We start from the raw sequence: 22,463 nt of genomic DNA, 5'->3' as shown, positions 1-22,463 counted from the left end.
TGCTATTTTTTGCTGGCTGCGCGGTTTCCAGTGATATCACGCAGTTGCTTCAACAGCAGGTCGATCTCGGCGTTTTTCAAGGAGCCTATATGCGCCGCCAGAAGGTTGGCGAGTTCTGTCGCATTGGGTGAAAGCCTTGCCGTGTCCACCACAACACGTGGATGAGAAAGCTCAGCAATGCGCTGCATCTCGTCTGCGTCGTCCCATATCACATTGAAAAAGCCTATGATCTTTTGAACCATCGCCCAGTTGGGCGGGCTGGCGCGACCATGTTCCAGAGACGAGAGATAGGCGGCGCTCACCCCAATGGCCGCCGCCATTTCCTTCTGACTGACGCCACGCTCCCGGCGAAGCTGGCGGATCTTTTCACCAAGCGGTGTCACATCCCGCTCCTGTGTCTGCGCTTCAGCCGAATATAAAACGCACCGCCGCCGCCATGCCGGCGGCTCGCCTCGTCGATGCCGCTGACAAGGGTGGAAAATGGCGGCGTTGCAAGCCATTGCGGAACGGCACGCCGCAGCACGCCATCGCTGCCGAACGAAGCTCCCTTTCCGGTGATAACCAAAACATGACGCACACCGTCTGCATGGGCGCGGCTGAGAAAGGAAAGGAGAAGACTATGTGCTTCGGGTTGCGTGAGCCCGTGGAGATCCACGCGACCTTCCAATGCGAGCCGGCCCCGCGCCAGCTTTGTATGTGTCGGCTTGTCTATCCGCCGTGTCGGATGCGCTTTCGGCTGAGGTGCCTCCTTGAGCGTTGGCCCGGCAGGAGTCTTGCTGCCCGTGTCCTTTGCGACAAGGCGGGAAAGTTCCGCCATCGTTTCATCGGTTGGCTCCGATGCCTCTTCCAGCATCTTTCCCTTTAGCGGCTCCGTCGTCCGCGCCACCCGGTTCCAAAGGATGCGGTCTTCCATACTCAATCGCTTGGGCGTGTGGCTGCTCATCGATCAGCCTCCCAGGAGCGCCCGCGGAACCAGTGCATAGAAATCCGCTTTGTGTCGGATACCCCCGGCGATCTCTCCTGCGGCGGCTCCGCTACCAATAAAAAGGTCAGCGCGTGCCTGTCCTGTAATCGCCGAACCCGCATCCTGTGCGATCATCAAGCGGCGAAACGGCTCATCATTCCCGGCGCGGAGATCGGGTGCGTCGATGAAAAAAGGCGTGCCAAACGTGTGAAGAAGCCGATCGACTGCTATCGAACGCCCGGGTGCAAGTTGAACCTTCGCCGCGGCGACAGGCCCCAATTTTTCATCGCCGATTTCTGTTTCCCGAAAAAAGATGAACGAGCGATTTCGCCATAGAATCTCGTCAATCCGGTCCGGATTTTCCGAGAACCATGCACGTATGCTTTGCATCGTCACTGATTCCGGAGAAAGTTCACCGCGTTCGATGAGCACCTTTCCCGCACCTGTAAAATGATGACCCGATTTAGCGGCATAGGTCACGCGCATTGGCGTTCCATCCTGCAGACGCAGCCGCGCAGCGCCCTGGACATGGATGAAATAGGCATCAACCCTGTTGTCCAGCCAGACGAGCTCCAAACCGCGGTCCCCAAGAGCACCACGATCGATTGCACTGCGATCGTGATAGGCGACAAGGCCGCTGTCGGTCTCTCTAGCAAAGGCGAAGTACGGATCGAGATCGTTTGGCCGGTTACTGTCGTCGACATCAACCAGATCGTCCGGACGGCGGTAGAGCGGGACATGGAAGCGGTCGGTTTTGACGCTTGAAGCTTCGACTTCCGGTTCATAATAGCCCGTTACGAAACCGGGGCCTCCATCCTCCGATCGGATGCGACAGGGAATGAAGTGGTCTTCAAAAAAGGCACGAGCCGCCCGCTCGTCGGCACTTGGCAAGACGCGAGCCGCAGCGTGTGCGGATTCGAAGGCAGAAAGGACAACTCCAAGAGAGCCGGAGCGATAAGGCTTCGATTCAACGCGCGCCGCCGAGCGGGCAAAGGCATGAAATGCGTCAAGAACGGAGTCCTGCTGCCATCCGGGCACGTCTTGGAAAGAGCAGGGCTCAAAGCCTGGCGAAAGCGCCGCAAAGGGTGCGGCCGCACACGGCGCTTCGCCTGACAAGGATCAATCCTCGGCTTCGGTGGCGACAAGCTTCCAGTTGGGATCGCGTGAACGCGTGTCGCGCGCGAAAGTCCAGACGTCTTTGACTTCTGCCACTGTCTCCGGATCGCCGTCGATTACCTCGCCCGCGCTGTCGCGTGTGGCAGAGATAAGCTCGCTGACAATCCGCAAGGTTACGTGTGCCTCAGAGCCCTTCATCTCGGCTGCAATGATCGTCATGTCGTCAATGCCGACAAAAGAGGATTCGATCTTCTCGTTGCGCTTCTCGCGGTCATCGATTGCAGAAACAAAACCCTCATACACCTCGCGGGAGAGCAGGTTCTTCAGCGTACGGCGATCACCGTCCGCGAAAGCCATGACGATCATCTCATAGGCCATTTTCGCGCCGTCGACGAAACTCTTTGGCGCAAAGGATGGGTCGGCGTCCCGAACCGCGCGCATTCCCTTGTTCAATTCGGTGCCCGGCTTGGCAGCCTTGTCGATATCGACATAAGTCTGGTCGGGTTCCGTGGCACCTTTGCGTCGCGGTAGCGACACCACGTTCTCACCGTTGGCGGTCTGATCTTTTCGAGACGCATTGCGTCCAGCAGTATAAGGATCAAACGGTGGACGCTCGTTTCCCGTGCGCCGACCCAGCACATTGCGCAACTGGAAAAAGATCACCACAGCGGCAATCAGGAAGAAAATCGTGCCGAAATCGAAGAATTCCATAACGTCCAGCCAAATGAGCCACTGTGTTCCACAGCGCCTGCCGGCTCAGGGCAGGCGCAGAGGCGACGGCATCCCGTCCCTAAAGGAAATCATATAGAACGCAGAGAGCCATCATTCAAATTTCCGCTCAGAATACCTATGTTTTCACAACTGGCCAGCATGGAACGGTCAGATTTCCTCGAAACACGCTACAAGGCTAACAGGTTCGTGCGCTTTTCCATTGTACCATTCCTTCTCCTGGCAATTCCACTGGCCGAGATTGCCACCTTTGTCGTGGTCGGCAGCCAGATTGGCGTGTTTCCCACGCTGGGCCTCGTTGTCGTGACGGCCATTGCCGGCTCGATCCTGCTTCGCATTCAGGGATTTGGCGTTGTGCGCAGAATCCAGCAGACAATGAATGAAGGGGGTGTGCCTGGCCGTGATCTCGTCCATGGCATGATGATCATGGTTGCCGGCGTATTGCTGCTGACCCCCGGCTTTGTCACCGACACGCTCGGATTTCTGCTGTTCGTTCCCGCAATCCGCGATGCTGGCTGGCGGTTCCTGCGCAACAGAATCGTGATCCTCGGCGGACCCTCCCCTCAGTCGGGTGAGCGCACCTCGTCCAACCAGCGTAATCGAGGTGCACAAACCATCGATCTGACAGCGGATGACTATAGTGATGCGGCGAGTGACGATTCTCCCTGGCGCAAACCAGAACGGGACTAGGGTTCGGACCCAGGTCAATTTCCAATGCGGTCCCGGCACGCCCGCCGCCTTGTCATGCGCCGAAGCCCATGCTAGCGAGCAAGCAAATTCAAAAAGGGGAGCCGCGCGGCTGCCAAACCACGCTTGAGGAACAAACGCATGGCGAAGAAACCAGAAGAAAAGACTGAAGGTGCGAACGGGAGCAACGGTGCTCAGCCCTCTCTGAATGTGCTGACGCAGTATGTGAAGGACCTTTCCTTCGAAAGCCCGGGCGCTCCGCAGTCGCTGCGTGGCCGTTCCGAAGCGCCGGCTATCAACATCAACGTCAACGTCAACGCCAATCCGCTCGGCGACACGGACTACGATGTTGTGCTGACCCTCAATGCCAAGGCCGAGGCCGAAGGCAAGGTCCTGTTCAATGTCGAGCTGATCTATGGTGGTGTCTTCCGGGTCGCCGGTTTCCCGCAGGAACACATGCTGCCGGTTCTCTTCATCGAGTGCCCGCGTCTGCTGTTCCCCTTTGCCCGTCAGGTGATCGCAGATACGACGCGTGCAGGCGGCTTCCCTCCGCTCATGATCGATCCGATCGATTTTGCCCGCATGTTCCAGCAGCGTGTGGCCGAAGAACAGGCAAAGGGCCAAGTTCAGGTTTCCTGAACCTGGCATCTCCACAATTTCAGACGGGGCGGTGCTTTCAGGCGCCGCCCCGTTTCATTTTACTGCCCCTCATTCCAGGCGGTGACCGATGCAGATCACACCGGGATGGACCTCTGTTCAGGCACGCAAAGTGCGCCAGAGGGATTTTTCACCGAGCTTTTCAACCAGCGCATCATGCGCTGCGCGTTCGGCTTCGCTGATCCTGGGTGGAAGAGGTGAAGGCCTTGCCGAAACCCTTACCAATCCTTGACTTGCTTCTTGCCCTGCATCATCGCGGCCTGAAGAGACCTCAAGCCCCAATGCGGCCTGCTTTCCACCGATCAGTTCGATATAGACCTCGGCGAGAAGCTCTGCGTCGAGCAAGGCACCGTGCTTGGTACGGTGACTGTTATCGATACCATAGCGGCGGCAGAGCGCATCAAGCGAATTCGGGCCCATTGGATGCTTTCGGCGCGCGATGGCCAATGTGTCGACCACAAGACCCGGATCCACTGGCGGCACACCAAGTCTGTCGAACTCGGCATTGATGAAGCCAATATCGAAATTGGCATTGTGCGCGACGAGCTTTGCGCCATCGATGAATTCCAGAAACTCATCGAGAATCGCTCCGAACACCGGTTTGTCGGCCAGATCAGCATCGGAAATGCCGTGAACCGCCTGAGCTTCAGGGTGAACGGAGCGCCCCTGCGCATTGATGAAATGATGCAGTGTGCGGCCGGTCGGAAAGCGGTTGTCCAGCTCCACACAGCCAAGCTCGATCACCCGGTCTTCGTTGGAATCGAGGCCTGTGGTTTCCGTATCAAAAACGATTTCGCGCATTCTTCCGCTCCGAAGGTCGAACTAATCCAACATGCGTAGGTGCCGCGACGGACGCAAGGATACCGTCATCTCGCGCCCTCATCCGTTGGGGAAAGTTCGCGTATCACCGCTTTCACAGCTTGTCGCGCCGGCTCCATGCCTTTCCCCGTATCTATGATGAAATTTGCGCGCTTGCGTTTTTCCGCATCGGGCACCTGGCGAGCAAGGATGGCCGCGAACTTCTCCTCCGTCATTCCGGGACGTGAGAGAACCCTTCGGCGCTGCTCTTCCGCGGGGGCAGTAACCACGACAATGCGATCGACACGGTCCTCGCCACCGGTTTCAAAAAGGAGCGGGATGTCGAGCACAACGATGGGTGTGCCTTTTTCCCGATGATCGGCTACGAAATTATCGGCATCCTGCCGCACAAGGGGATGGACGATCTCTTCCAGCGCCTTGAAGGCTTCCGGTTTTCCCATGACCGCCTCGGCGAGGCGGGTTCGGTCAACCGTGCCCTCAACCACTGTTCCGGGAAACCGCGCTTCGATCAGTGGTGCGGCGACGCCGGCATAGAGGCGATGAACAGCCGCGTCGGCATCGTGAACCGGGACGCCTTCGTCCATGAACATTCTGCCCGTGGTGGACTTCCCCATGCCGATGGAGCCGGTCAGGCCAAGCACGATTGTCATCATGCAGCCTCGCCAGCAAGCACATGATCCCGCAATGCGCCCGATACCACCGGCCGGACACCGAACCAGCGCTCAAAGCCGGGCACAGCCTGATGCAGCAACATGCCGAGACCATCGACGGCCTGCAATCCGCGCTTCGCAGCAGCAGCAAGAAGCTTGGTCTCTAGCGGGGCGTAAACGATATCGCTGACAATGGCGCCTTCCGGCACAGGGTCGAGCGAGATATCCAGCGGTGGCTGGCCGGTCATGCCGAGAGCGCTCGTATTGACCACGAGATCTGCGTTGCCAAGAAGCGTAGATATTTCCGCCCAGTCGTGGGCTTCGACGCCTTTGCCGAAGCGGGTCGCGAGTTCCTGCGCACGGGCAAGTGTGCGATTGACGATGCAGATTTTTTTATAGCCGGCTTTCTGAATAGCGTGGACGATTGCACGTGCCGCACCGCCTGCGCCGAGCACGACTGCCGTTTCGCCATCTCCCCAACTCGGTGCGCTGGCGCTCAAATGCGCCGCAAAGCCGTAAGCGTCCGTATTTCCGCCGATCAGTTTGCCGGATTCAAACCAAAGCGTGTTGACCGCCCCGATCATCTCTGCGGCTTCATCACGCCGATGTACCGCGGCAAAGGCGGCCTCCTTGTGGGGCAGGGTGACATTACCCCCCGCATATCCTGAAGCCGGCAATTCTTTTAGAAAACCACTGAAATCAAGCGGAGCGATATCCAGTTTTTCATAGCTGCCATTGATGCCATGCTCGGCAAGCCAAAACCCGTGAATGAGGGGCGAGCGCGAATGGGCGATCGGATGTCCGCAGACGAATGCGCGAAGATCAGCCATCGATAGCCTCCAGGGCCCGCAGTTCCGCAAGCAGTGGCAGAAGCGGCAGGCCGACTATTGTGAACGTATCGCCTTCAATCTTTTCAAACAGCTGAATGCCCTCACCTTCAATCTGGTAGGCACCAACGCTCGCAAGTGCCTTTTCACCGACACTGGAAAGGTGCCTGCCTATGAAACCGGGGTCGAGATCGCGCATGGTGAGGCGGGCAACGCCCACATGCCGCCAGATCACCTCGCCATCGCGGGCAATGACCACGGCACTGTTGAGCTGATGCGTGCGCCCGGACAGTTTCAGAAGGTGGCGGCGCGCGCCTTCCATATCAGCCGGCTTGTGAAACACTTCATCACCCAGCGAAAGTGTCTGATCCGCCCCGATCACCAGCGCGCCCGGCTCACGTTCGGAAACATCGACGGCCTTGGCTTCCGCGAGGATCTGGGCAAGCGTTTCAGGGTCTGATCCGCTCCCCTCCAGCGCACTCTCCACGGAGCGCTCATCGATCGTGGAGCGCTCAACACGGAATGTCACGCCGGCATCGCGCAGCATTTTCTGGCGGAAAGCGCTGCCAGACGCCAGAATGATGTCGGAAGTCTCGGTCATATCGTTACCCTCGGTTTTCCTTAGACTTCGCATACAATGCGAGAATGGCTGCTGCAGTTTCCTCGATCGAGCGGCGGGTCACGTCTATTACCGGCCATCCATGGCGTGCGCAGATCTGGCGTGCATATGCAATCTCTCGGGAAATGGTCACCCGGTCGGTATAGGGGTTGAAAGCGTTCTCATCCACCGATCCGAGAATCCGGTTTTGACGGATTTGAGAAATGCGCTCCGCAGAGGCGACCAGACCAACGATCAGAGGCCGTTTCGCAGTGGAAAGCTGCTCCGGAAGCTTTATGTCCAGAACAATGGGCACATTTGCGGTCTTAACGCCCCTGTTTGCCAGATAGATACTGGTTGGTGTCTTGGACGTTCGAGAGATACCCACGAGAATGACATCGGCTTCCTCCACATCAAGGGGTAGCTGTCCATCATCATGATCCATCGTGAAATTCAGTGCTTCGATGCGGTGAAAATATTGCGCATCAAGCACATGCTGAGCGCCCATGCGCCTTCCCGCCGGCGTTCCGAGATAGGACTGAAAGACCATCAGAACGGGTTCCAGCACTGACACACAGGGCAGGCCGAGAGCAGCACAGCTTTCATCCACCTGGCGGGCAAGTTTCTGGTCCACAACAGTGTAAAGCACAATGCCTGGCTCCCGCTCCACCTCATCGAGAACACGGGCAAGCTGCTTCTCGTTTCGAATCAGCGGATAAATATGTTCGATCGCCCGCGCATCCTTGTATTGCGCGGCTGCGGCGCGTCCTGCGGCGAGCAGAGTCTCACCGGTCGCATCAGAAATCATGTGAAGATGGAAGAAGCGCTGCGGCTGTTGCACGGATTTTTGTCCCGCCATGTGGATGTCTGTTGATAACGCGGGCCCGAGAAAATGGCGAGGCCGCACCCTTTGATAACTCCACCCCTTCATCCACAGATGTGCTCTGTGTGAATTGCGATTGCCCCATGTGGAGAACAATCGACAATTCTCGAAGCTTCCTTCATTGTCCACCGGTGGAGATTCAATGAAATCCCGTCAGCCGCTTGAATCTGCGTGCTGAATCCGCGTTATCCCCGTTCTTCTGAAGAAGTGGATTTCTCAAGGGCGCGGCAATAAGACCCCGAAGAATGCACGCAAAACCGTGGACAGATTTGAATCCACATTACAAACAGAGTCTAAGAATCAGAAGAATCTTCAGATCCGTAATTATCTTTTGAATCCTGACTGTGGAGCAGCCTGATGGGGCAGCGAAAAACCCTTGAAGTCCTTAGAGGTGAAACGGTGTTTCCCCCTCCCGTCTGGATGATGCGCCAGGCAGGACGCTATCTGCCAGAATACCGGGAAACGAGAAAACAGGCCGGTGGGTTCCTGGATCTCTGCTACAATCCCGATCTTGCGGTGGAAGTGACACTGCAGCCCATCAGGCGCTTTGGCTTTGATGCCTCGATCCTCTTTTCCGACATTCTCGTCGTGCCGCACGCGCTTGGTCGCGATCTGCGCTTCGAGGAAGGGAGAGGTCCGCTGCTGACGCCTATCGACGTTGGCGGTATCGCAAAACTGGAGACATCGGGTTTTCACGATCATCTGGCGCCGGTCTACGAAACGGTGCGCCGGCTTCGAAGAGAGCTTCCAGACGAAACGACGCTGCTCGGTTTCTGCGGGGCGCCCTGGACCGTGGCGACCTACATGATCGCTGGGCATGGCACACCGGATCAGGCGCCGGCCCGCATGTTTGCCCTGGAGCAGCCTGAGGCATTCTCCGCTCTGATAGACTGCCTTGCAGACTGTTCTGCAGAGTATCTCATCCGGCAGATAGACGCCGGGGCGGACGCGGTCCAGATCTTCGATTCCTGGGCCGGTGTTCTCGACGAACTGTCCTTCGAGCGGTGGTGTGTGAGACCTGTCGCGCGCATGGTGGCGAAAATCCGGGAAAAACACCCCGACACCCCGATCATCGGTTTCCCGAAGGGTGCAGGCGCACTTTACGCGGGCTATCGCCGGGAGACGGGCGTGACGGCACTCGGGCTAGACTGGACGGTTCCTTTGGGCACAGCGCGCCGTCTGCAGGCCGAGGGAGCGGTTCAGGGTAATCTGGACCCCTTCAGGCTCATAGCAGGCGGAGAGGCGCTCCATGAAGGCGTGGATGCGATTATCGAGGCGCTGCGCCATGGGCCTTTCATTTTCAATCTAGGTCACGGCATCACACCAAAGACGCCGGTTGAACACGTTGAAGCGATGCTGAAACGGATCCGGGAGGCACAGTGATGGCTGCAAGCGATACTGGTGGCAAAAAGGCCGCGGGCAGAGCCTTCGTCGCGCTGGCGATTTTCATCGGGTTAACGGCACTTCTGTTTTTTCACAATCCATCCGGGTTCTATCTCTGGGCCAAGGCCATTCATGTCATAGCGGTGATCGCCTGGATGGCCGGAATGCTCTATCTGCCGCGTCTCTTCGTCTATCACGCGGATGCCGAACCTGGTTCGGAGAAGTCGGAGACCTTCAAGGTCATGGAGCAGCGGCTCCTCAGGCTGATTATCAATCCTGCCATGATGGTGACTTGGGTTCTTGGTCTGTGGCTTGCATGGAATGGCTTCAGCTTCTCAGGTGGATGGCTTCATGCCAAGATTGCACTGGTGGTCGCCATGTCCGGCGTGCATGGGTATTTCTCGGCCTCTGTTCGCCGATTTGCCGCTGATCAGAACACCAGACCGGCGCGTCATTGGCGTATAATGAACGAAGTGCCGACGGTTCTGATGATCGTCATCGTTATCCTTGTTATCGTCAAACCCTTCTGATACGGGTGTTTGACAGACCGCCCGTGAGATGAAACCGGGCAAGCCGTCTTGCCCTTTGACATAGACGGCTGTAAGAGATGGTTCCTTCCTTTTTGTCCGGTTCCACGAATATCTTCCGTTTCGATTGAAGCCGGCCGGCATCAAATACGCCTACCTCCACCTTTTCCGTTGCCTTTCCAGAGTCCGCACATGCAGGAAATGAAACTCCAAGAGCTGAAAAGCAAATCGCCCACCGATCTCATTGCGTTCGCCGAATCGCTTGAGGTCGAAAACGCCAGCATCATGCGCAAGCAGGAGCTGATGTTCGCGATCTTAAAGAAGCTCTCCACCCAGGATATCGAGATTATCGGTGAGGGTGTCGTCGAAGTGCTGCAGGATGGCTTCGGCTTTCTCCGCTCGGCAACAGCCAACTACCTACCCGGTCCCGACGATATCTACATCTCCCCGTCGCAGATCCGCCGATTCTCGCTGAAAACCGGCGATACGGTGGAGGGGCCGATCCGCAGCCCCAAGGAAGGCGAGCGCTACTTCGCCCTTCTCAAGGTCAACACGATCAATTTCGAGGATCCGGAGAAGATCCGCCACAAGATCCATTTCGACAACCTGACCCCGCTCTATCCCGATGAGCGGCTGAACATGGAGATCGAGGATCCGACGAAGAAAGACCTGTCGGCGCGCGTGATCGACCTCGTGGCGCCGCTCGGCAAGGGCCAGCGTGGCCTGATCGTCGCGCCGCCGCGTACGGGTAAGACGGTTCTTCTGCAGAACATCGCCCACTCGATCACGTCGAATCACCCGGAATGCTTCCTGATCGTGCTTCTGATCGACGAGCGTCCGGAAGAAGTGACCGACATGCAGCGCTCGGTGAATGGCGAGGTGATTTCCTCCACCTTCGATGAGCCGGCCTCCCGCCACGTTCAGGTTGCCGAGATGGTGATCGAGAAGGCAAAGCGTCTTGTGGAGCATGGTCGCGACGTGGTCATTCTGCTCGATTCGATCACGCGCCTTGGCCGCGCCTACAACACGGTTGTGCCATCTTCCGGCAAGGTTCTGACGGGTGGTGTCGATGCCAACGCGCTACAGCGTCCGAAGCGGTTCTTCGGTGCAGCGCGCAACATCGAAGAGGGCGGTTCGCTGACGATCATCGCGACCGCGCTGATCGATACGGGTAGCCGTATGGACGAGGTGATCTTCGAAGAGTTCAAGGGAACGGGCAATTCGGAAATCGTGCTTGACCGCAAGGTTGCTGACAAGCGCATCTTCCCGGCTATTGATATTCTCAAGTCTGGCACCCGTAAGGAAGATCTGCTTATCCCTCGTCAGGATCTGCAGAAGATTTTCGTTCTGCGCCGCATTCTGGCTCCGATGGGTACGACAGACGCCATCGAGTTCCTGAACGACAAGTTGAAACAGACAAAAACAAACTCGGAATTCTTCGATTCGATGAACACCTGATCGTTTCGGGCATTCCTGATCAAGTTGGGGCGGCACTAAGGTGCCGCCTTTACTGTTTGTTTACCATGCCGGTCCCACGGGTTGCGTTCGGCGCAGGGCAGCTTCGAGCTCCTCTGGCGTGTAGATGGCCGGAAGGCAGGTCTGTCCCATACAGAGATAGGCGGCCCGTTCATTTGGGTTGATACTCATACCGTCTGGCAGCTTACGGGTACGTTTTTCCCCCACGACAATGTCGAAGCGGGATGGATCAAGGTTTCGATTCGCTACCGGAACGAAGACATCCTGTCTGCCAGGTTCGACCATGATCAGCAGTTTGTGAGCAGCTGCGAGCGCCGAAGCATAGATAATACCTGCCTGGCCATAGGCTTGATTGGTCGTGCGACCCAATGCGGATTGCACGAGGTCTGAAAGATGGCTGTTGGTCGGTTCGGGGGAAAGCACGGAAAGTGCCAGCAATGCATCGATGACTTGGCTTGTGGCAGATGGAATGGCTTCATCGATGTCTCCGCGTATCCGAATGGGGACATCCTTCGCATCGCTGGCGGTGAGGTAGTGTCCAGTGCCGCTCTCATCCAAATACCAGGTGCGCAATTGGTCTGCCCATTCCTGCGCCTGATCCAGAAATGTTTGATCTGAAGTCGACTGAAAGAGCGATGCAGCGGCCGAAATCATGCAAGCATAGTCGCTTGAAAGCCCAGGGAACACGCTTCTGGTTTCCCGGATGCTATGGGGAAGACGCCCATCCTTCATCGATTCGCAAGCGAAACGAAAAGCATCGCGCGCGGCTCTTAGCCAATCCGGGCGATCAAGGAGGCGGGCCGCGTCCGCGAGTGCGCTAATCGCTAGGCCGTTCCAATCCAAAAGAACCTTGTCATCCCGGCCTGGCTGCGCACGGGCCAGCCGAGTGGCGAGGAGTTCGTCCAGCATGCTACGCAACAAAGCTTCTCGTTCTTCGCCAAGATAGCTGGGGTGAGACCGCCGATGAAGGATCGGGTCGCCCTCCCATTGATCAGGTTTGGATAAGGAAAATGTCTGGAAGAAGGAGTCTGCCTGAGTTCCCAATGCGTCCCTGATCTGTGCCTCGGTCCATAGATAGGTTTTTCCTTCGACACCTTCGGTATCGGCATCGAGGCTGGACGCGAAAGCGCCGCCCTCCACCCTCATTTCACGCAGAAGCCAAGCAACGGTCTCTTCGATTCGTATACGGAACAATTCGTTCTGCGTGTCGGTGTAGACCCAACACAAGAGACGCAAGAGTTGAGCATTGTCATAAAGCATCTTCTCGAAATGGGGAATAAGCCATTTGTCATCGGTTGAGTAGCGCGCGAGTCCGCCTCCAACGTGATCGTAAATACCACCAGAAAGCATGGCGGAGAGGCTGTCGATGACTGCTGACTTGTGATCACTATCGCCGCTCAACCAGAGTACGCGCATAAAGGGAGCATTTGGGAACTTGGGTGCTCCACGAAGACCACCGAGATCCCGATCGATCATTGCATGGATATTGGTAGCGAGAGACTGTAGCGCCGAGAGCGGCGAAGGAGCTTCCCCTGGATTCGCGGAAAGCTGCATCTTCACGTGCGCGCTCAGTGCACCAGCACTTTTCAAGAGTTCGTGGCGCTTGTTCTGCCAGGCTTCATTGACAGCTTCCAGAACCTGCAGAAAGCCCGGCCGCCCATATGCCTGCTTGGGAGGGAAATAGGTACCGCCCCAGAACGGTTGGGCCTCAGAGTCTAGAAACATGGTCAGTGGCCAACCTCCCTGCTCACCGATTGCCGACAGGGACGCCATGTATATCTGGTCGATCTCCGGGCGCTCTTCCCGATCCACCTTGATGTTGACGAAATAGCGGTTCATCGCGTCAGCTATTTGAGGATTGTCAAACGACTCATGCGCCATGACATGGCACCAGTGGCACGCTGCATAACCGACGGAAAGCAGAATAGGCTTTCCAAATTCGCGTGCCTCCCGTAGCGCGTCTGATGACCAAGGCCTCCAGTGCACCGGATTATCCTGATGCTGAAGGAGATAGGGACTTGTCTCGTTACCCAGAAGGTTTTTTGCGGGCAGCGGCATAGCGGCTCCTTGCACATCGAACGGTTATGGAAAATACCTAACCCTGATTTTCGCGCCACGGTAGGGCGCTTTCCATGCGAGAGCAAACATCATGAGAGAAACCATCTTCGCCCTCTCCAGCGGTGGATTGCCATCCGGCGTCGCTGTTGTGCGGATGTCGGGTCCGGGAACTGCCTCGGCGTTGGAGGATTTGGCAGGTGACCTACCTGCGCCGCGTCACGCGACTTTGAAGACACTGAGAGACGGCGATGGGGTGATTCTGGACAAATCGCTAATCCTCTTTTTTCCGGGTCCCCACAGTTTCACCGGTGAGGATTGCGGCGAACTTCATCTTCACGGCGGTCGTGCTGTCGTTGGCGCTATACTAGAGACGCTTTCGCATCGAAAGAACTTTCGACTGGCGGAAGCTGGTGAGTTCACGCGGCGGGCATTCCTGAACGGCAAGTTCAATCTGACCGAGGCAGAAGCACTTTCGGACCTTATCTCTGCGGAAACGGAAACACAGCGTCGTTTTGCCCTGTCCAACTCGGAAAGCCGTCATAAAGACCTCTATGGCCAATGGCGTAGAACCCTCATTCAAACGCGGGCCATGATTGAGGCGGAGCTGGATTTTTCTGACGAGGAAGATGTGCCTGGATCTGTAGCCGAGCAGGTATGGCAAGAAGTGGAAGGCTTGCGCGATTCGCTCAAACGACATGCAGCGGGTTACCGAACCGCGGAAATCATCAGAGAGGGATTTCGTGTGGTAATACTCGGCGCGCCCAATGCCGGAAAGTCGAGCCTGCTCAATACCCTTGCGCGACGCGAGATCGCCATTGTGACCGACGAACCGGGTACAACTCGTGACGTTCTTGAGGCCAATCTGGATATTAACGGCATCAAAGTGATCGTGACCGACACGGCCGGCATACGGGAGAACCCCGGCAAGGTGGAAGCGTTGGGGATCGATCGTGCGATAAGCCGTGCCCGCGAGGCCGATCTCCTATTGCTGATGGAAGACTGCAGTGACCCTGTTCCCGTTGACATACCCTACGAGACTCGTTCGTTAAAGGTAGGGAACAAGCTGGATCTTGCCGGTAGTTCGCCCGACGATGGACGATATGATTTCGCGATCTCCGCCCGCACCGGGGAGGGAATCGACAGCCTTTTGCAAAAGGTGCACTCTCTTGCAACGGCTGCCACAGTAGGGGCTACAGAAACCCTTCCGTTCCGCGAGCGGCACGTGCAACTCCTTCTCCAAGCAGCGAACCACGTGGAAAGCGCAGTGGCGGCGGTCGATTCACCGCTTGAGCTTCGTGCTGAGGAGTTGAGACTGGCTGCCGATTCTCTCGGACGAATTACCGGCACAATTGACGTAGAAGATCTTCTCGACACGATATTTTCCCAGTTCTGCATCGGCAAATGACTCACGTGAAACACGCGGCAAAATGAGCAGATGGATGACTCACGTGAAACAATGTCTCCTAACCAGGCTCGTGACTCACGTGAAACAACGCCGAAGCAAATGAACTATACGCAACAATGTTTCACGTGAAACGGAAGCATAACGCAAATGGCTTGACTGCTTCCGTAGAAAGAGACATGTCTGCCCCGCTTCATTCACGAGATTGACGGGCCTTGCCTGGCTGTTGACAGATCCCGCACTCCCGTTGGAAACGGACAATGATGAACAACAGATTTGATGTGATTGTTATCGGAGGTGGACACGCCGGGACCGAAGCGGCTTCCGCGGCGGCCCGATCCGGCGCGAAAACTGCTCTGCTGACGCTGCGTTCTGACACTATAGGAGCGATGTCCTGCAACCCCGCTATCGGCGGTCTTGGCAAAGGACATCTTGTTCGGGAAGTAGACGCATTGGACGGGATCATGGGCCGGGCTGCCGATGAGGCGGGAATCCAATTTCGGTTGCTTAACCGACGGAAGGGTCCAGCCGTACGGGGACCGCGCACGCAAGCCGACCGAAAGCTCTATCGCAATGCAGTTCAAGCGGCGATCAAGGAAACTCCCAATCTCGAAGTGATCGAGGGAGAAGCTCTGGAACTCAAGATCATCGCGGGCAAGATTACCGGGCTTGTCGTGTCCGGCGAACGCCAATTCACCTGTGGCGCCGTGGTTCTCACGACAGGAACTTTCTTGCGCGGGCTCATCCATATCGGAGATAAGACCTTCCCTGCCGGGCGAATGAATGAGCAGGCTGCAGAACGTCTCTCCGTGTCCATGGAAACAGCAGGCTTTCGACTGGGCCGCCTCAAAACGGGAACACCACCGCGACTTGATGGGCGGACAATCGACTGGGCTTCGCTCGATATGCAGCCTGCTGATGAGGACCCCACGCCGTTCTCCCTGCTGACAGATCGAATCAAAAACCCGCAAATCGAATGTGGCATCACGCGAACGACCAACGAAACTCACGCGGTGATTCGCGCGCATCTCCACCGTTCGGCAATGTATTCAGGTGCAATTGACGGAATAGGTCCACGCTACTGCCCTTCGATTGAAGACAAGATCGTCAAGTTCGGAGACCGGGAAGGGCACCAGATCTTCCTTGAACCTGAGGGGCTTGATGATCATACGGTTTATCCGAACGGAATCTCCACGTCCTTGCCCGAGGATGCACAGCTTGCTCTATTGAAGACCATTCCGGGTCTCGAGAAAGCAGTCGTGCTGCAACCGGGCTACGCGATCGAGTACGACCACGTAGATCCCCGCGATCTCGAGCCAACACTTCAGACGAGAAGGGTTCACGGGCTTTTCCTCGCTGGCCAGATCAACGGAACGACGGGTTATGAGGAGGCGGCAGCGCAAGGTATTCTTGCAGGTCTGAACGCGGCCCGGTGTGCTTCGGGTGCGGAGATGATCACGCTCGGTCGAGCGGATGCCTATATTGGGGTGCTGATCGATGATCTTGTCACCCGCGGGGTGAGTGAACCCTATCGTATGTTCACATCACGAGCTGAATTCCGGCTTTCACTGCGCGCGGACAATGCGGATCTACGCTTGACTCCCTTGGCGCTGCGGCTTGGAGTTGCTTCAACCGAACGCAGCAAGAGATTCGGCGAGTTGGAGGGAGCGTTGTCCAAAGCCCGCTCGCTTCTGCAGGGTTTGGATCTCAGTCCCAACGAGGCAGCACACCACGGCATTAATCTCAACAAGGACGGGGTTCGGCGCTCAGCATACGAACTCTTATCCTATCCAGATATGACTATAAGCCGGCTCAAAAAAATCTGGCCCGAGTTCGGTAGCATTTCAGCAGATCTCGCGGAGCGGATAGAGACTGAAGCCCGGTACGCTGTTTACCTGGAGCGACAGGGTGCCGATGCTGCGATGTTGCGTCGCGAGGAAGCACGCCTGATCCCATCGGAACTTGAGTTCAGCTCAATAGCAGGGCTTTCGAACGAGTTGAAGCAGAAACTTTTGGAGCGGAGGCCCAGGAGCATTGCGGATGCCCAGCGGATCGACGGCATGACCCCCGCGGCCGTGGCCCTGATCATTGCGAGCTTGCGGCAGTTCGAGACCCGAAAAGGCGCCGCCTGATGGAATCAGCGCGGTTCTCACGGCTGTTGGAAATTTCCGGTCCGGTTTCACGTGAAACATTTGAACGTCTCGTCGCTTTCGAGACCGTGTTTCAGCGTTGGTCAAAGCGAATCAATTTGGCCGCGCCATCGACGTTGAATGATCTCTGGGAGCGTCATATCCTGGACAGCGCGCAATTGCTTCGCCTCGCGCCTGACGCTCTCCGATGGTTGGATGTGGGTTCCGGCGGCGGTTTCCCAGGGGCAGTGATGGCCATTTTGCTGGCCGAAAAGCCGGATACGGAAGTTCACTTGGTGGAAAGCAACCGAAAGAAAGCGGCGTTCTTGGTTTCTGCTCTCAACGAGGTGGGCGTATCGGCGCACATTCATGCCAAGCGGATTGAAGATTGTTACGCGACTGTTCACACACCCAGCGTCGTCACAGCACGGGCTCTCGCGCCATTGCCTTTGCTGATCGAACTGACAGAACCATGGCTAAAAAATGGAGCCCGAGCTCTTTTTCATAAAGGTCGGGATTACCGGCGCGAAGTCGAAGAAAGCGGTAACACGTGGCATTTCGATCTGGTAGAACATGAAGACAAGGTTGATGCGGCAGCCATCATTCTCGAGGTGAATAATCCGGTTCGGCGATAGCCGGCTTTGCCGCAGCATCTTTCAGTGGGATCAGATCGGGGTAGCAGCAGCGATGAATAGCGGCACGCGTATCATCACAGTGGCAAACCAGAAGGGTGGTGTTGGCAAGACAACGACGGCCATTAATCTCGCTACGGCGCTGGCTGCCATTGGCGAGAATGTTCTCGTGGTTGATCTTGATCCGCAAGGCAATGCCAGCACCGGCCTGGGTATCGACCGTCAGCAGCGGCTGGTGTCATCTTACGACGTGCTGACGGGCAATGCCGGTGTTCTCGAAGCAGCCATGGAAACAGCGGTGCCAGGCCTTTCCATAGTTGCATCCACTCTCGATCTTCTTGGCATCGAGATGGAGATATCCAGCGCTCCGGACAGAGTTCTTAAATTGCGCAATGCGCTCAATGCCGACGGCATTCCCTATTCCTACGTTCTGGTCGATTGTCCGCCATCGCTGAACCTCCTCACGCTGAACGCAATGGCTGCAGCGGATTCGATACTGGTGCCTCTCCAATGCGAGTTCTTTGCGTTGGAAGGTCTGAGCCAACTGCTCGAGACGGTTGAGCAGGTGCGTGGATCGATTAATCCACGGCTCGGCATTCAGGGCATAGTCCTTACAATGTTCGATCGACGCAATAATCTGGCCAATCAGGTCGTGGAAGATGTGCGCGCACACATGGGGGACACGGTGTATGAGACAATTATCCCGCGCAACGTGCGGGTTTCTGAGGCGCCATCCTATGGCAAGCCGGCGATCCTTTACGATCTGAAATGCTCGGGCAGTCAGGCCTATCTGCAGCTTGCGTCCGAAGTGATTCGGCGGGAGCGCCGGCTACGCGCTGCATGAGTTTGCTGTACGAGGCGCTCGCAGGAAAACTGAGTTTTGTGGTTGATGGTGTTGTGACATGAACGAAGATCCTTCACGCAAGCGCCTCGGGCGCGGACTGGCCGCGTTGATCGGCGAAATGGATAAACCGGAAGCCGAGCAGAAAGAATCCGTCCGGGCGGACCGTTCTGTTCCGATAGAGTTCATTTCTCCCAATCCGCGTAATCCGCGCCGGCAGTTTGTCGAGAGCGATCTGAGCGATCTTGCACAATCGATCCGCGAGCACGGCATCGTTCAGCCGGTGGTCGTGCGCTCGGGAGATGCACCAGGCCGCTTCGAGATCATTGCCGGTGAACGTCGCTGGCGTGCTGCTCAGCGCGCTGGTTTGACCGAAGTGCCGGTGATTTTGCGAGAGGTGGATGACAAGGCAGCGCTTGAACTCGCGATCATCGAGAACGTTCAGCGCGCGGATCTCAACCCGTTGGAGGAGGCGCGCGGCTATCAGCAGCTGATCGATGAGCACAATTACACACAGGCTGATCTCGGTCAGGTAATTGGCAAGAGTCGCAGCCATGTTGCCAACACATTGCGCCTCTTGAAACTACCCGATGCGATTGGTGATTTGATTGTCGACGGGTCCCTGTCGGCAGGTCATGCGCGAACATTGGTAACGGCGGAAGACCCTGTCGCCCTCGCACAGCGTATCGTCGAGGACGGGCTTTCCGTTCGCCAGGCGGAAGCGCTGGCCGCCGCGCCTCAGGGCGATGAAAAGTCACCACGGCCGCCCAAGAGGGATAAGGACGCCGACACACTGGCGCTACAGAAACTCTTGAGCGACCGCACCGGGCTCAAAGTGGTGATTAATCACAAGGAGCGGGGAGGTGAGATGCGAATTGCATACCGCTCGCTTGAGCAATTGGACGAGTTGTGCCGGCTTCTTAAGCAGTAACAATCCTGAAGGTCGGGTCTGTTCATCCTAGGCATACCGCAGGGATACCCCAAGCATATCCGAGGCACACCCTGGGCAACGCTTCGGGCGCGGGGAGGAGGTATCTTCAAGCGACCTTCCCCTTTTTGGTCAGTAAATTTATTAAATCACCAGCAAGCTAACGGCGGGCTCGAGCGCCTTCCACCGTGAGCGCCAGGAGCGCCTGCCGGGCGATGGAGCTGGCGAGCATCGGCTTTTGGCGTGTGCGGAGGATCGTCGCTTGCAACCGTTCCGCTGCTTTTTGCAATGTCGTGCTGTTCCAGCGACTGAGCGCATTCTCAACTGTTTTGCGTCGGGAGAAAAACACTGGAGGCCGGGCTCCAGCCACGGCAGCGCTGGCAGTCACCCCTTTGCTATCCATTGCTTGTCGCATGATCTGCAATGCATGTATCTGGCGAAGCGTGGCTGAGAGTATGAGAAAAGGAGGGTTGCCGGCCGACATAAACCGCTGGAAGGCGCTATCAAACGCCTGAATGCGGCCGGAAATGATTGCATCGACGGCTTCGTCTGCGCTTAATCCGGCCACATCGCCGATGAGAAGCCGGATATCGTCCTGGCTTATCTCCTTCGCTCCAGCACAGTAAAGGGTCAGCTTCTCGAGTTCACCTCGGGTTGCGAGGCGATCGCCGCCAAGGTTCGCCTTCAACAATTGGCGTGCTTCCAGGGAGATCTTGAGCCGCGCCTTGTCGAGGGTTTCGTCTATCAAAGCGTCGACACCACGCCCGTCGTCGGCATAGCAGGGCAACGCCATGGCGCTTGCACCCCGCTCGACTGCCGAGCGAAGCGAAGAGCCTTTGCGCAGATCGCCAGCTTCGATAAGGATTGAGCAGTCAGCCGGCGGTTCCGAAACGAGCGTGGCGATATCGCTAACCAGAGCCTTCTGGTTGCCCGCGCCTTTCACCCAAATCAGTCTCTGATCAGAGAACATCGGCACCGTTTGGGCTTCATCGGCAAGCCGTCCGGGCTGTTGCTCCACTTCGCTCGCCTCCATACGCACTACAGTAAAGGGGTCGTCTAGCGGAAGGCCCGATCCCATCGCGAAGCGTTTCGCCCGCTCGCTAACAAGGCCGCGATCCGGTCCGTATATCAAGATGATGCGGTAGGCTTGCTCCGGTCTAGCCAGCCAGCGGTCGACTTCATGCGCTTTTTTTTGTGCCATTTCGGCTGGATAGCACAGCAAATCGCCGAGAGCACCAATGAAAAGAGAGTGGCTGAGAGGCAGCAGCACGATGATAGGCGATCGGTCTGTTCCAGCCTTCTGATGGGATTGAAACTTGCGTCGCGAGCCCTCGGATTGAATTGGCTACAGAAACCGACGCGCCACGATGCCATTCACTTCATATGCATTTGAAACTTTCTTTTGTGCGTTCCATCGCGCGAATCTCTGTCGAGAAACGGGCTTCCGAAGCCTTTCCAAAAAGGCATCAATGGAAAGCTTCTCCGGCTTTCGTACGAGGTGGTAGGCCCAACGCTTGTCAAGATATTTGCAAATGCATTCTTTTTCGGGTAGACGGTTCTGGGCCGCATGTGACTTTCTGAAGCGGTCTCAAACGCTTTTCTGGAGGAGACCTATGAGCCAGTCAATTATGAGCGAGTTTGCGGACCAGTTGCTGTCGGGCAAAGTCGAGGTCGTCGATCTATCGGCGGTGTTGGGTCCCAACACGCCTTTGTTGAAACTCCCGCCGGAACTTGCCGTCGATACGCCAAAAATCGAGATCCACAAGATCTCCGCTTATGACGATAACGGCCCCTGGTGGGCCTGGAACTGGCTTAAGCTCGGTGAACATTCCGGAACCCATTTTGATGCGCCGATCCACTGGATAACCGGCCGCGATCATCCCGACGCGTCGACTGACACCATCGACCCGAAGAATTTCGTTGCTCCGGTCAATGTGATCGATTGTTCTCGAGAAACGGCGGAGAACCCCGACTTTCTGCTCACCGCGGATCATATCAAGGCTTGGGAATCCGAGCACGGCGAGATCCAGAAAGGCGAGTGGGTTGTTCTGCGCAGCGACTGGTACAAGCGTAACGGATCCGAGGAAAGCTTTCTGAACGCGGATGAAAATGGTCCCCATTCGCCAGGACCGACACCGGAAGCGATCACCTATCTGCTCGACAAGGGGATTATCGGTTGGGGCAGTGAAACCATCGGCACGGATGCTGGTCAGGCCGCAGGAATGGAGCCGCCATTCCCCGCGCATAATTTCCTGCACAAGGCCAATCGCTATGGCCTTGCAAGCCTTGCCAATCTCGACAAGCTTCCACCCAAGGGGGCGATCCTCATCGCGGCACCGCTCAAGATCGAACACGGCACCGGCAGTCCTTGCCGTGTTCTGGCGCTCGTGTCCCGGAACTAATCCGGCCACTCGATGCCTGATCCGGGCACCATCGTTGTCGCCAGCAGCATCAACGCGTTGGTTGCTTCCGCCCCTGGGGGCGGTAGGCGCCAGCGCGTGTTGGTCCCGGAGCGCGGTGATGTGGCCATGCCCTATGTGTGCCGCAACAGATACTGCTTTGAGATACCTCTATCCTGTTTTGGCAATGACCTTCGTTGGGGAAGTCTTTCGGGCAGAAAATCAAGCGAGCGGTTGGCGGAGAAGTGTTGATGGATGAACGAGTGGACAACAAGAGCGAACGGCTTGAAACCCTGGGCCATCTGGGTTTGCAGCAGTTCGCTCCCTATCTGATGAACCGCATCATGGGGCGCTACAACTCGACCCTGCGAAACGATCTGCGCGACCAGGGGCTCACCGTGCCTCAGGCCCGCGCGCTTGCCGTTCTCTCCGTGGGTGACGGCATGTCGATCAACGAACTGTCCGTTTACACCGTGATCGAACAATCGACCATGAGCCGTACACTCGATGCGCTCGAGATGCAGGGCCTTGTCCGGCGTGAGGCCTGCCAGGATGACAGCCGTACCCGAAACATCTTTCTTACCGACAAGGGGCGGGAAGAGTTCAACCGGGCATGGCCCTCCATGCACCAGGCCTTCGCCGACATGTTCAAGAACATCGACGAGGCGGAATACGCGGCGTTTGTCGGTACCCTTCAGAAGATCCTCGGCAACATTCGAAAGCATAATTTCTAGAAAGCCCGCGCGCAGGGGAAAACT

At 57.0% G+C, this 22,463-nt stretch carries 23 protein-coding genes; 12 read left to right on the top strand and 11 right to left on the bottom strand.

What is annotated here, in order from left to right; all coding sequences use genetic code 11:
• Nucleotides 1-2: 2 nt before the first annotated feature.
• The 4 genes from KW403_RS08180 to KW403_RS08165 are packed head-to-tail and all read right to left on the bottom strand — an operon-like array spanning nucleotide 3 to nucleotide 2,791.
• Complete coding sequence (locus KW403_RS08180; protein ID WP_223022213.1) at nucleotides 3-383, bottom strand: helix-turn-helix domain-containing protein; 381 nt, start codon at nucleotides 381-383, stop codon at nucleotides 3-5.
• The gene (locus KW403_RS08175; protein WP_223022212.1) at nucleotides 380-943 is read right to left on the bottom strand and encodes a Smr/MutS family protein; all 564 of its coding nucleotides are present in this window, start codon (nucleotides 941-943) and stop codon (nucleotides 380-382) included. The genes KW403_RS08180 and KW403_RS08175 overlap by 4 nt, the downstream gene beginning before the upstream one ends.
• A 3-nt stretch (nucleotides 944-946) precedes the next feature.
• Entirely contained in the window at nucleotides 947-2,080 is a 1,134-nt protein-coding gene (gene mltA / locus KW403_RS08170) for a murein transglycosylase A (RefSeq protein WP_223022211.1), read from the bottom strand.
• A gap of 3 nt (nucleotides 2,081-2,083) precedes the next feature.
• Nucleotides 2,084-2,791 carry a Tim44/TimA family putative adaptor protein gene (locus KW403_RS08165; protein ID WP_223022210.1) on the bottom strand — a complete coding sequence of 236 codons (708 nt, stop codon included), beginning with the start codon at nucleotides 2,789-2,791 and terminating at the stop codon, nucleotides 2,084-2,086.
• Between the two features lie 207 nt (nucleotides 2,792-2,998).
• On the opposite strand from KW403_RS08165, the gene KW403_RS08160 reads away from it, so the two are divergent.
• Together KW403_RS08160 and secB are read left to right on the top strand one after the other, a co-directional pair.
• The gene (locus KW403_RS08160) at nucleotides 2,999-3,499 is read left to right on the top strand and encodes an FxsA family protein (protein WP_223022488.1); all 501 of its coding nucleotides are present in this window, start codon (nucleotides 2,999-3,001) and stop codon (nucleotides 3,497-3,499) included.
• Between the two features lie 138 nt (nucleotides 3,500-3,637).
• Nucleotides 3,638-4,135 (top strand): protein-export chaperone SecB, encoded by a 498-nt coding sequence (gene secB, locus KW403_RS08155; RefSeq protein WP_223022209.1) that lies wholly within the window; start codon nucleotides 3,638-3,640, stop codon nucleotides 4,133-4,135.
• Nucleotides 4,136-4,252: 117 nt separating this feature from the next.
• On the opposite strand, the gene dnaQ is transcribed toward secB, so the two are convergent.
• The 5 genes from dnaQ to KW403_RS08130 form a co-directional block, all read right to left on the bottom strand.
• Nucleotides 4,253-4,954: a DNA polymerase III subunit epsilon gene (dnaQ, locus tag KW403_RS08150; RefSeq protein ID WP_223022208.1), complete on the bottom strand. Its 702-nt coding sequence runs from the start codon at nucleotides 4,952-4,954 to the stop codon at nucleotides 4,253-4,255.
• A gap of 65 nt (nucleotides 4,955-5,019) precedes the next feature.
• The gene (coaE, locus tag KW403_RS08145; protein WP_223022487.1) at nucleotides 5,020-5,622 is read right to left on the bottom strand and encodes a dephospho-CoA kinase; all 603 of its coding nucleotides are present in this window, start codon (nucleotides 5,620-5,622) and stop codon (nucleotides 5,020-5,022) included.
• Nucleotides 5,622-6,452, bottom strand: coding sequence for a shikimate dehydrogenase (locus KW403_RS08140; protein WP_223022207.1), 831 nt, complete (start codon nucleotides 6,450-6,452; stop codon nucleotides 5,622-5,624). Before KW403_RS08140 ends, coaE begins: the two co-directional genes overlap by 1 nt.
• Nucleotides 6,445-7,050, bottom strand: a complete 606-nt coding sequence (locus tag KW403_RS08135; protein WP_223022206.1) for a Maf-like protein — start codon at nucleotides 7,048-7,050, stop codon at nucleotides 6,445-6,447. The genes KW403_RS08140 and KW403_RS08135 overlap by 8 nt, the downstream gene beginning before the upstream one ends.
• A gap of 4 nt (nucleotides 7,051-7,054) precedes the next feature.
• A complete protein-coding gene (locus tag KW403_RS08130) occupies nucleotides 7,055-7,888 on the bottom strand; it encodes a pyruvate, water dikinase regulatory protein (protein WP_223022486.1) in 834 nt (277 codons plus the stop codon).
• Nucleotides 7,889-8,287: 399 nt separating this feature from the next.
• On the opposite strand from KW403_RS08130, the gene hemE reads away from it, so the two are divergent.
• The 3 genes from hemE (at nucleotide 8,288) to rho (ending at nucleotide 11,298) form a co-directional block, all read left to right on the top strand.
• Nucleotides 8,288-9,313: a uroporphyrinogen decarboxylase gene (gene hemE, locus KW403_RS08125; RefSeq protein ID WP_223022205.1), complete on the top strand. Its 1,026-nt coding sequence runs from the start codon at nucleotides 8,288-8,290 to the stop codon at nucleotides 9,311-9,313.
• On the top strand, nucleotides 9,313-9,843 hold the full coding sequence (hemJ, locus tag KW403_RS08120; RefSeq protein WP_223022204.1) for a protoporphyrinogen oxidase HemJ: 531 nt from the start codon (nucleotides 9,313-9,315) through the stop codon (nucleotides 9,841-9,843). Before hemE ends, hemJ begins: the two co-directional genes overlap by 1 nt.
• Before the next feature lie 189 nt (nucleotides 9,844-10,032).
• Nucleotides 10,033-11,298 carry a transcription termination factor Rho gene (rho, locus tag KW403_RS08115; protein ID WP_025029315.1) on the top strand — a complete coding sequence of 422 codons (1,266 nt, stop codon included), beginning with the start codon at nucleotides 10,033-10,035 and terminating at the stop codon, nucleotides 11,296-11,298.
• 60 nt (nucleotides 11,299-11,358) lie between these two features.
• Here the strand turns inward: rho and KW403_RS08110 are convergent, their stop codons facing one another.
• Nucleotides 11,359-13,374: a thioredoxin domain-containing protein gene (locus tag KW403_RS08110; RefSeq protein ID WP_223022203.1), complete on the bottom strand. Its 2,016-nt coding sequence runs from the start codon at nucleotides 13,372-13,374 to the stop codon at nucleotides 11,359-11,361.
• A 91-nt stretch (nucleotides 13,375-13,465) separates the two neighbouring features.
• Here KW403_RS08110 and mnmE point away from each other — a divergent pair, with 91 nt between their 5' ends.
• From mnmE to KW403_RS08085, 5 genes are all read left to right on the top strand, one after another.
• Complete coding sequence (gene mnmE, locus KW403_RS08105) at nucleotides 13,466-14,779, top strand: tRNA uridine-5-carboxymethylaminomethyl(34) synthesis GTPase MnmE (RefSeq protein WP_223022202.1); 1,314 nt, start codon at nucleotides 13,466-13,468, stop codon at nucleotides 14,777-14,779.
• Nucleotides 14,780-15,039: 260 nt separating this feature from the next.
• Nucleotides 15,040-16,908, top strand: a complete 1,869-nt coding sequence (mnmG, locus tag KW403_RS08100; RefSeq protein WP_223022485.1) for a tRNA uridine-5-carboxymethylaminomethyl(34) synthesis enzyme MnmG — start codon at nucleotides 15,040-15,042, stop codon at nucleotides 16,906-16,908.
• Nucleotides 16,908-17,540, top strand: a complete 633-nt coding sequence (rsmG, locus tag KW403_RS08095) for a 16S rRNA (guanine(527)-N(7))-methyltransferase RsmG (RefSeq protein ID WP_223022201.1) — start codon at nucleotides 16,908-16,910, stop codon at nucleotides 17,538-17,540. The genes mnmG and rsmG overlap by 1 nt, the downstream gene beginning before the upstream one ends.
• A 52-nt stretch (nucleotides 17,541-17,592) precedes the next feature.
• Nucleotides 17,593-18,381 carry a ParA family protein gene (locus KW403_RS08090; protein WP_223022200.1) on the top strand — a complete coding sequence of 263 codons (789 nt, stop codon included), beginning with the start codon at nucleotides 17,593-17,595 and terminating at the stop codon, nucleotides 18,379-18,381.
• Nucleotides 18,382-18,439: 58 nt separating this feature from the next.
• The gene (locus KW403_RS08085) at nucleotides 18,440-19,309 is read left to right on the top strand and encodes a ParB/RepB/Spo0J family partition protein (RefSeq protein ID WP_223022199.1); all 870 of its coding nucleotides are present in this window, start codon (nucleotides 18,440-18,442) and stop codon (nucleotides 19,307-19,309) included.
• A 157-nt stretch (nucleotides 19,310-19,466) separates the two neighbouring features.
• Here the strand turns inward: KW403_RS08085 and holA are convergent, their stop codons facing one another.
• Nucleotides 19,467-20,507 carry a DNA polymerase III subunit delta gene (gene holA, locus KW403_RS08080; protein WP_223022198.1) on the bottom strand — a complete coding sequence of 347 codons (1,041 nt, stop codon included), beginning with the start codon at nucleotides 20,505-20,507 and terminating at the stop codon, nucleotides 19,467-19,469.
• Between the two features lie 412 nt (nucleotides 20,508-20,919).
• On the opposite strand from holA, the gene KW403_RS08075 reads away from it, so the two are divergent.
• Together KW403_RS08075 and KW403_RS08070 are read left to right on the top strand one after the other, a co-directional pair.
• A complete protein-coding gene (locus KW403_RS08075) occupies nucleotides 20,920-21,708 on the top strand; it encodes a cyclase family protein (RefSeq protein WP_223022197.1) in 789 nt (262 codons plus the stop codon).
• Nucleotides 21,709-21,956: 248 nt separating this feature from the next.
• Nucleotides 21,957-22,439 (top strand): MarR family winged helix-turn-helix transcriptional regulator, encoded by a 483-nt coding sequence (locus tag KW403_RS08070; protein ID WP_223022196.1) that lies wholly within the window; start codon nucleotides 21,957-21,959, stop codon nucleotides 22,437-22,439.
• The last annotated feature ends 24 nt before the right edge of the window (nucleotides 22,440-22,463 follow it).

Source organism: Nitratireductor kimnyeongensis, from assembly GCF_019891395.1.
GTDB lineage: Bacteria > Pseudomonadota > Alphaproteobacteria > Rhizobiales > Rhizobiaceae > Nitratireductor > Nitratireductor kimnyeongensis.
The sequence above is the reverse complement of the archived record's forward strand: the minus strand, read 5'-3'. Positions and strand labels throughout refer to the sequence as shown.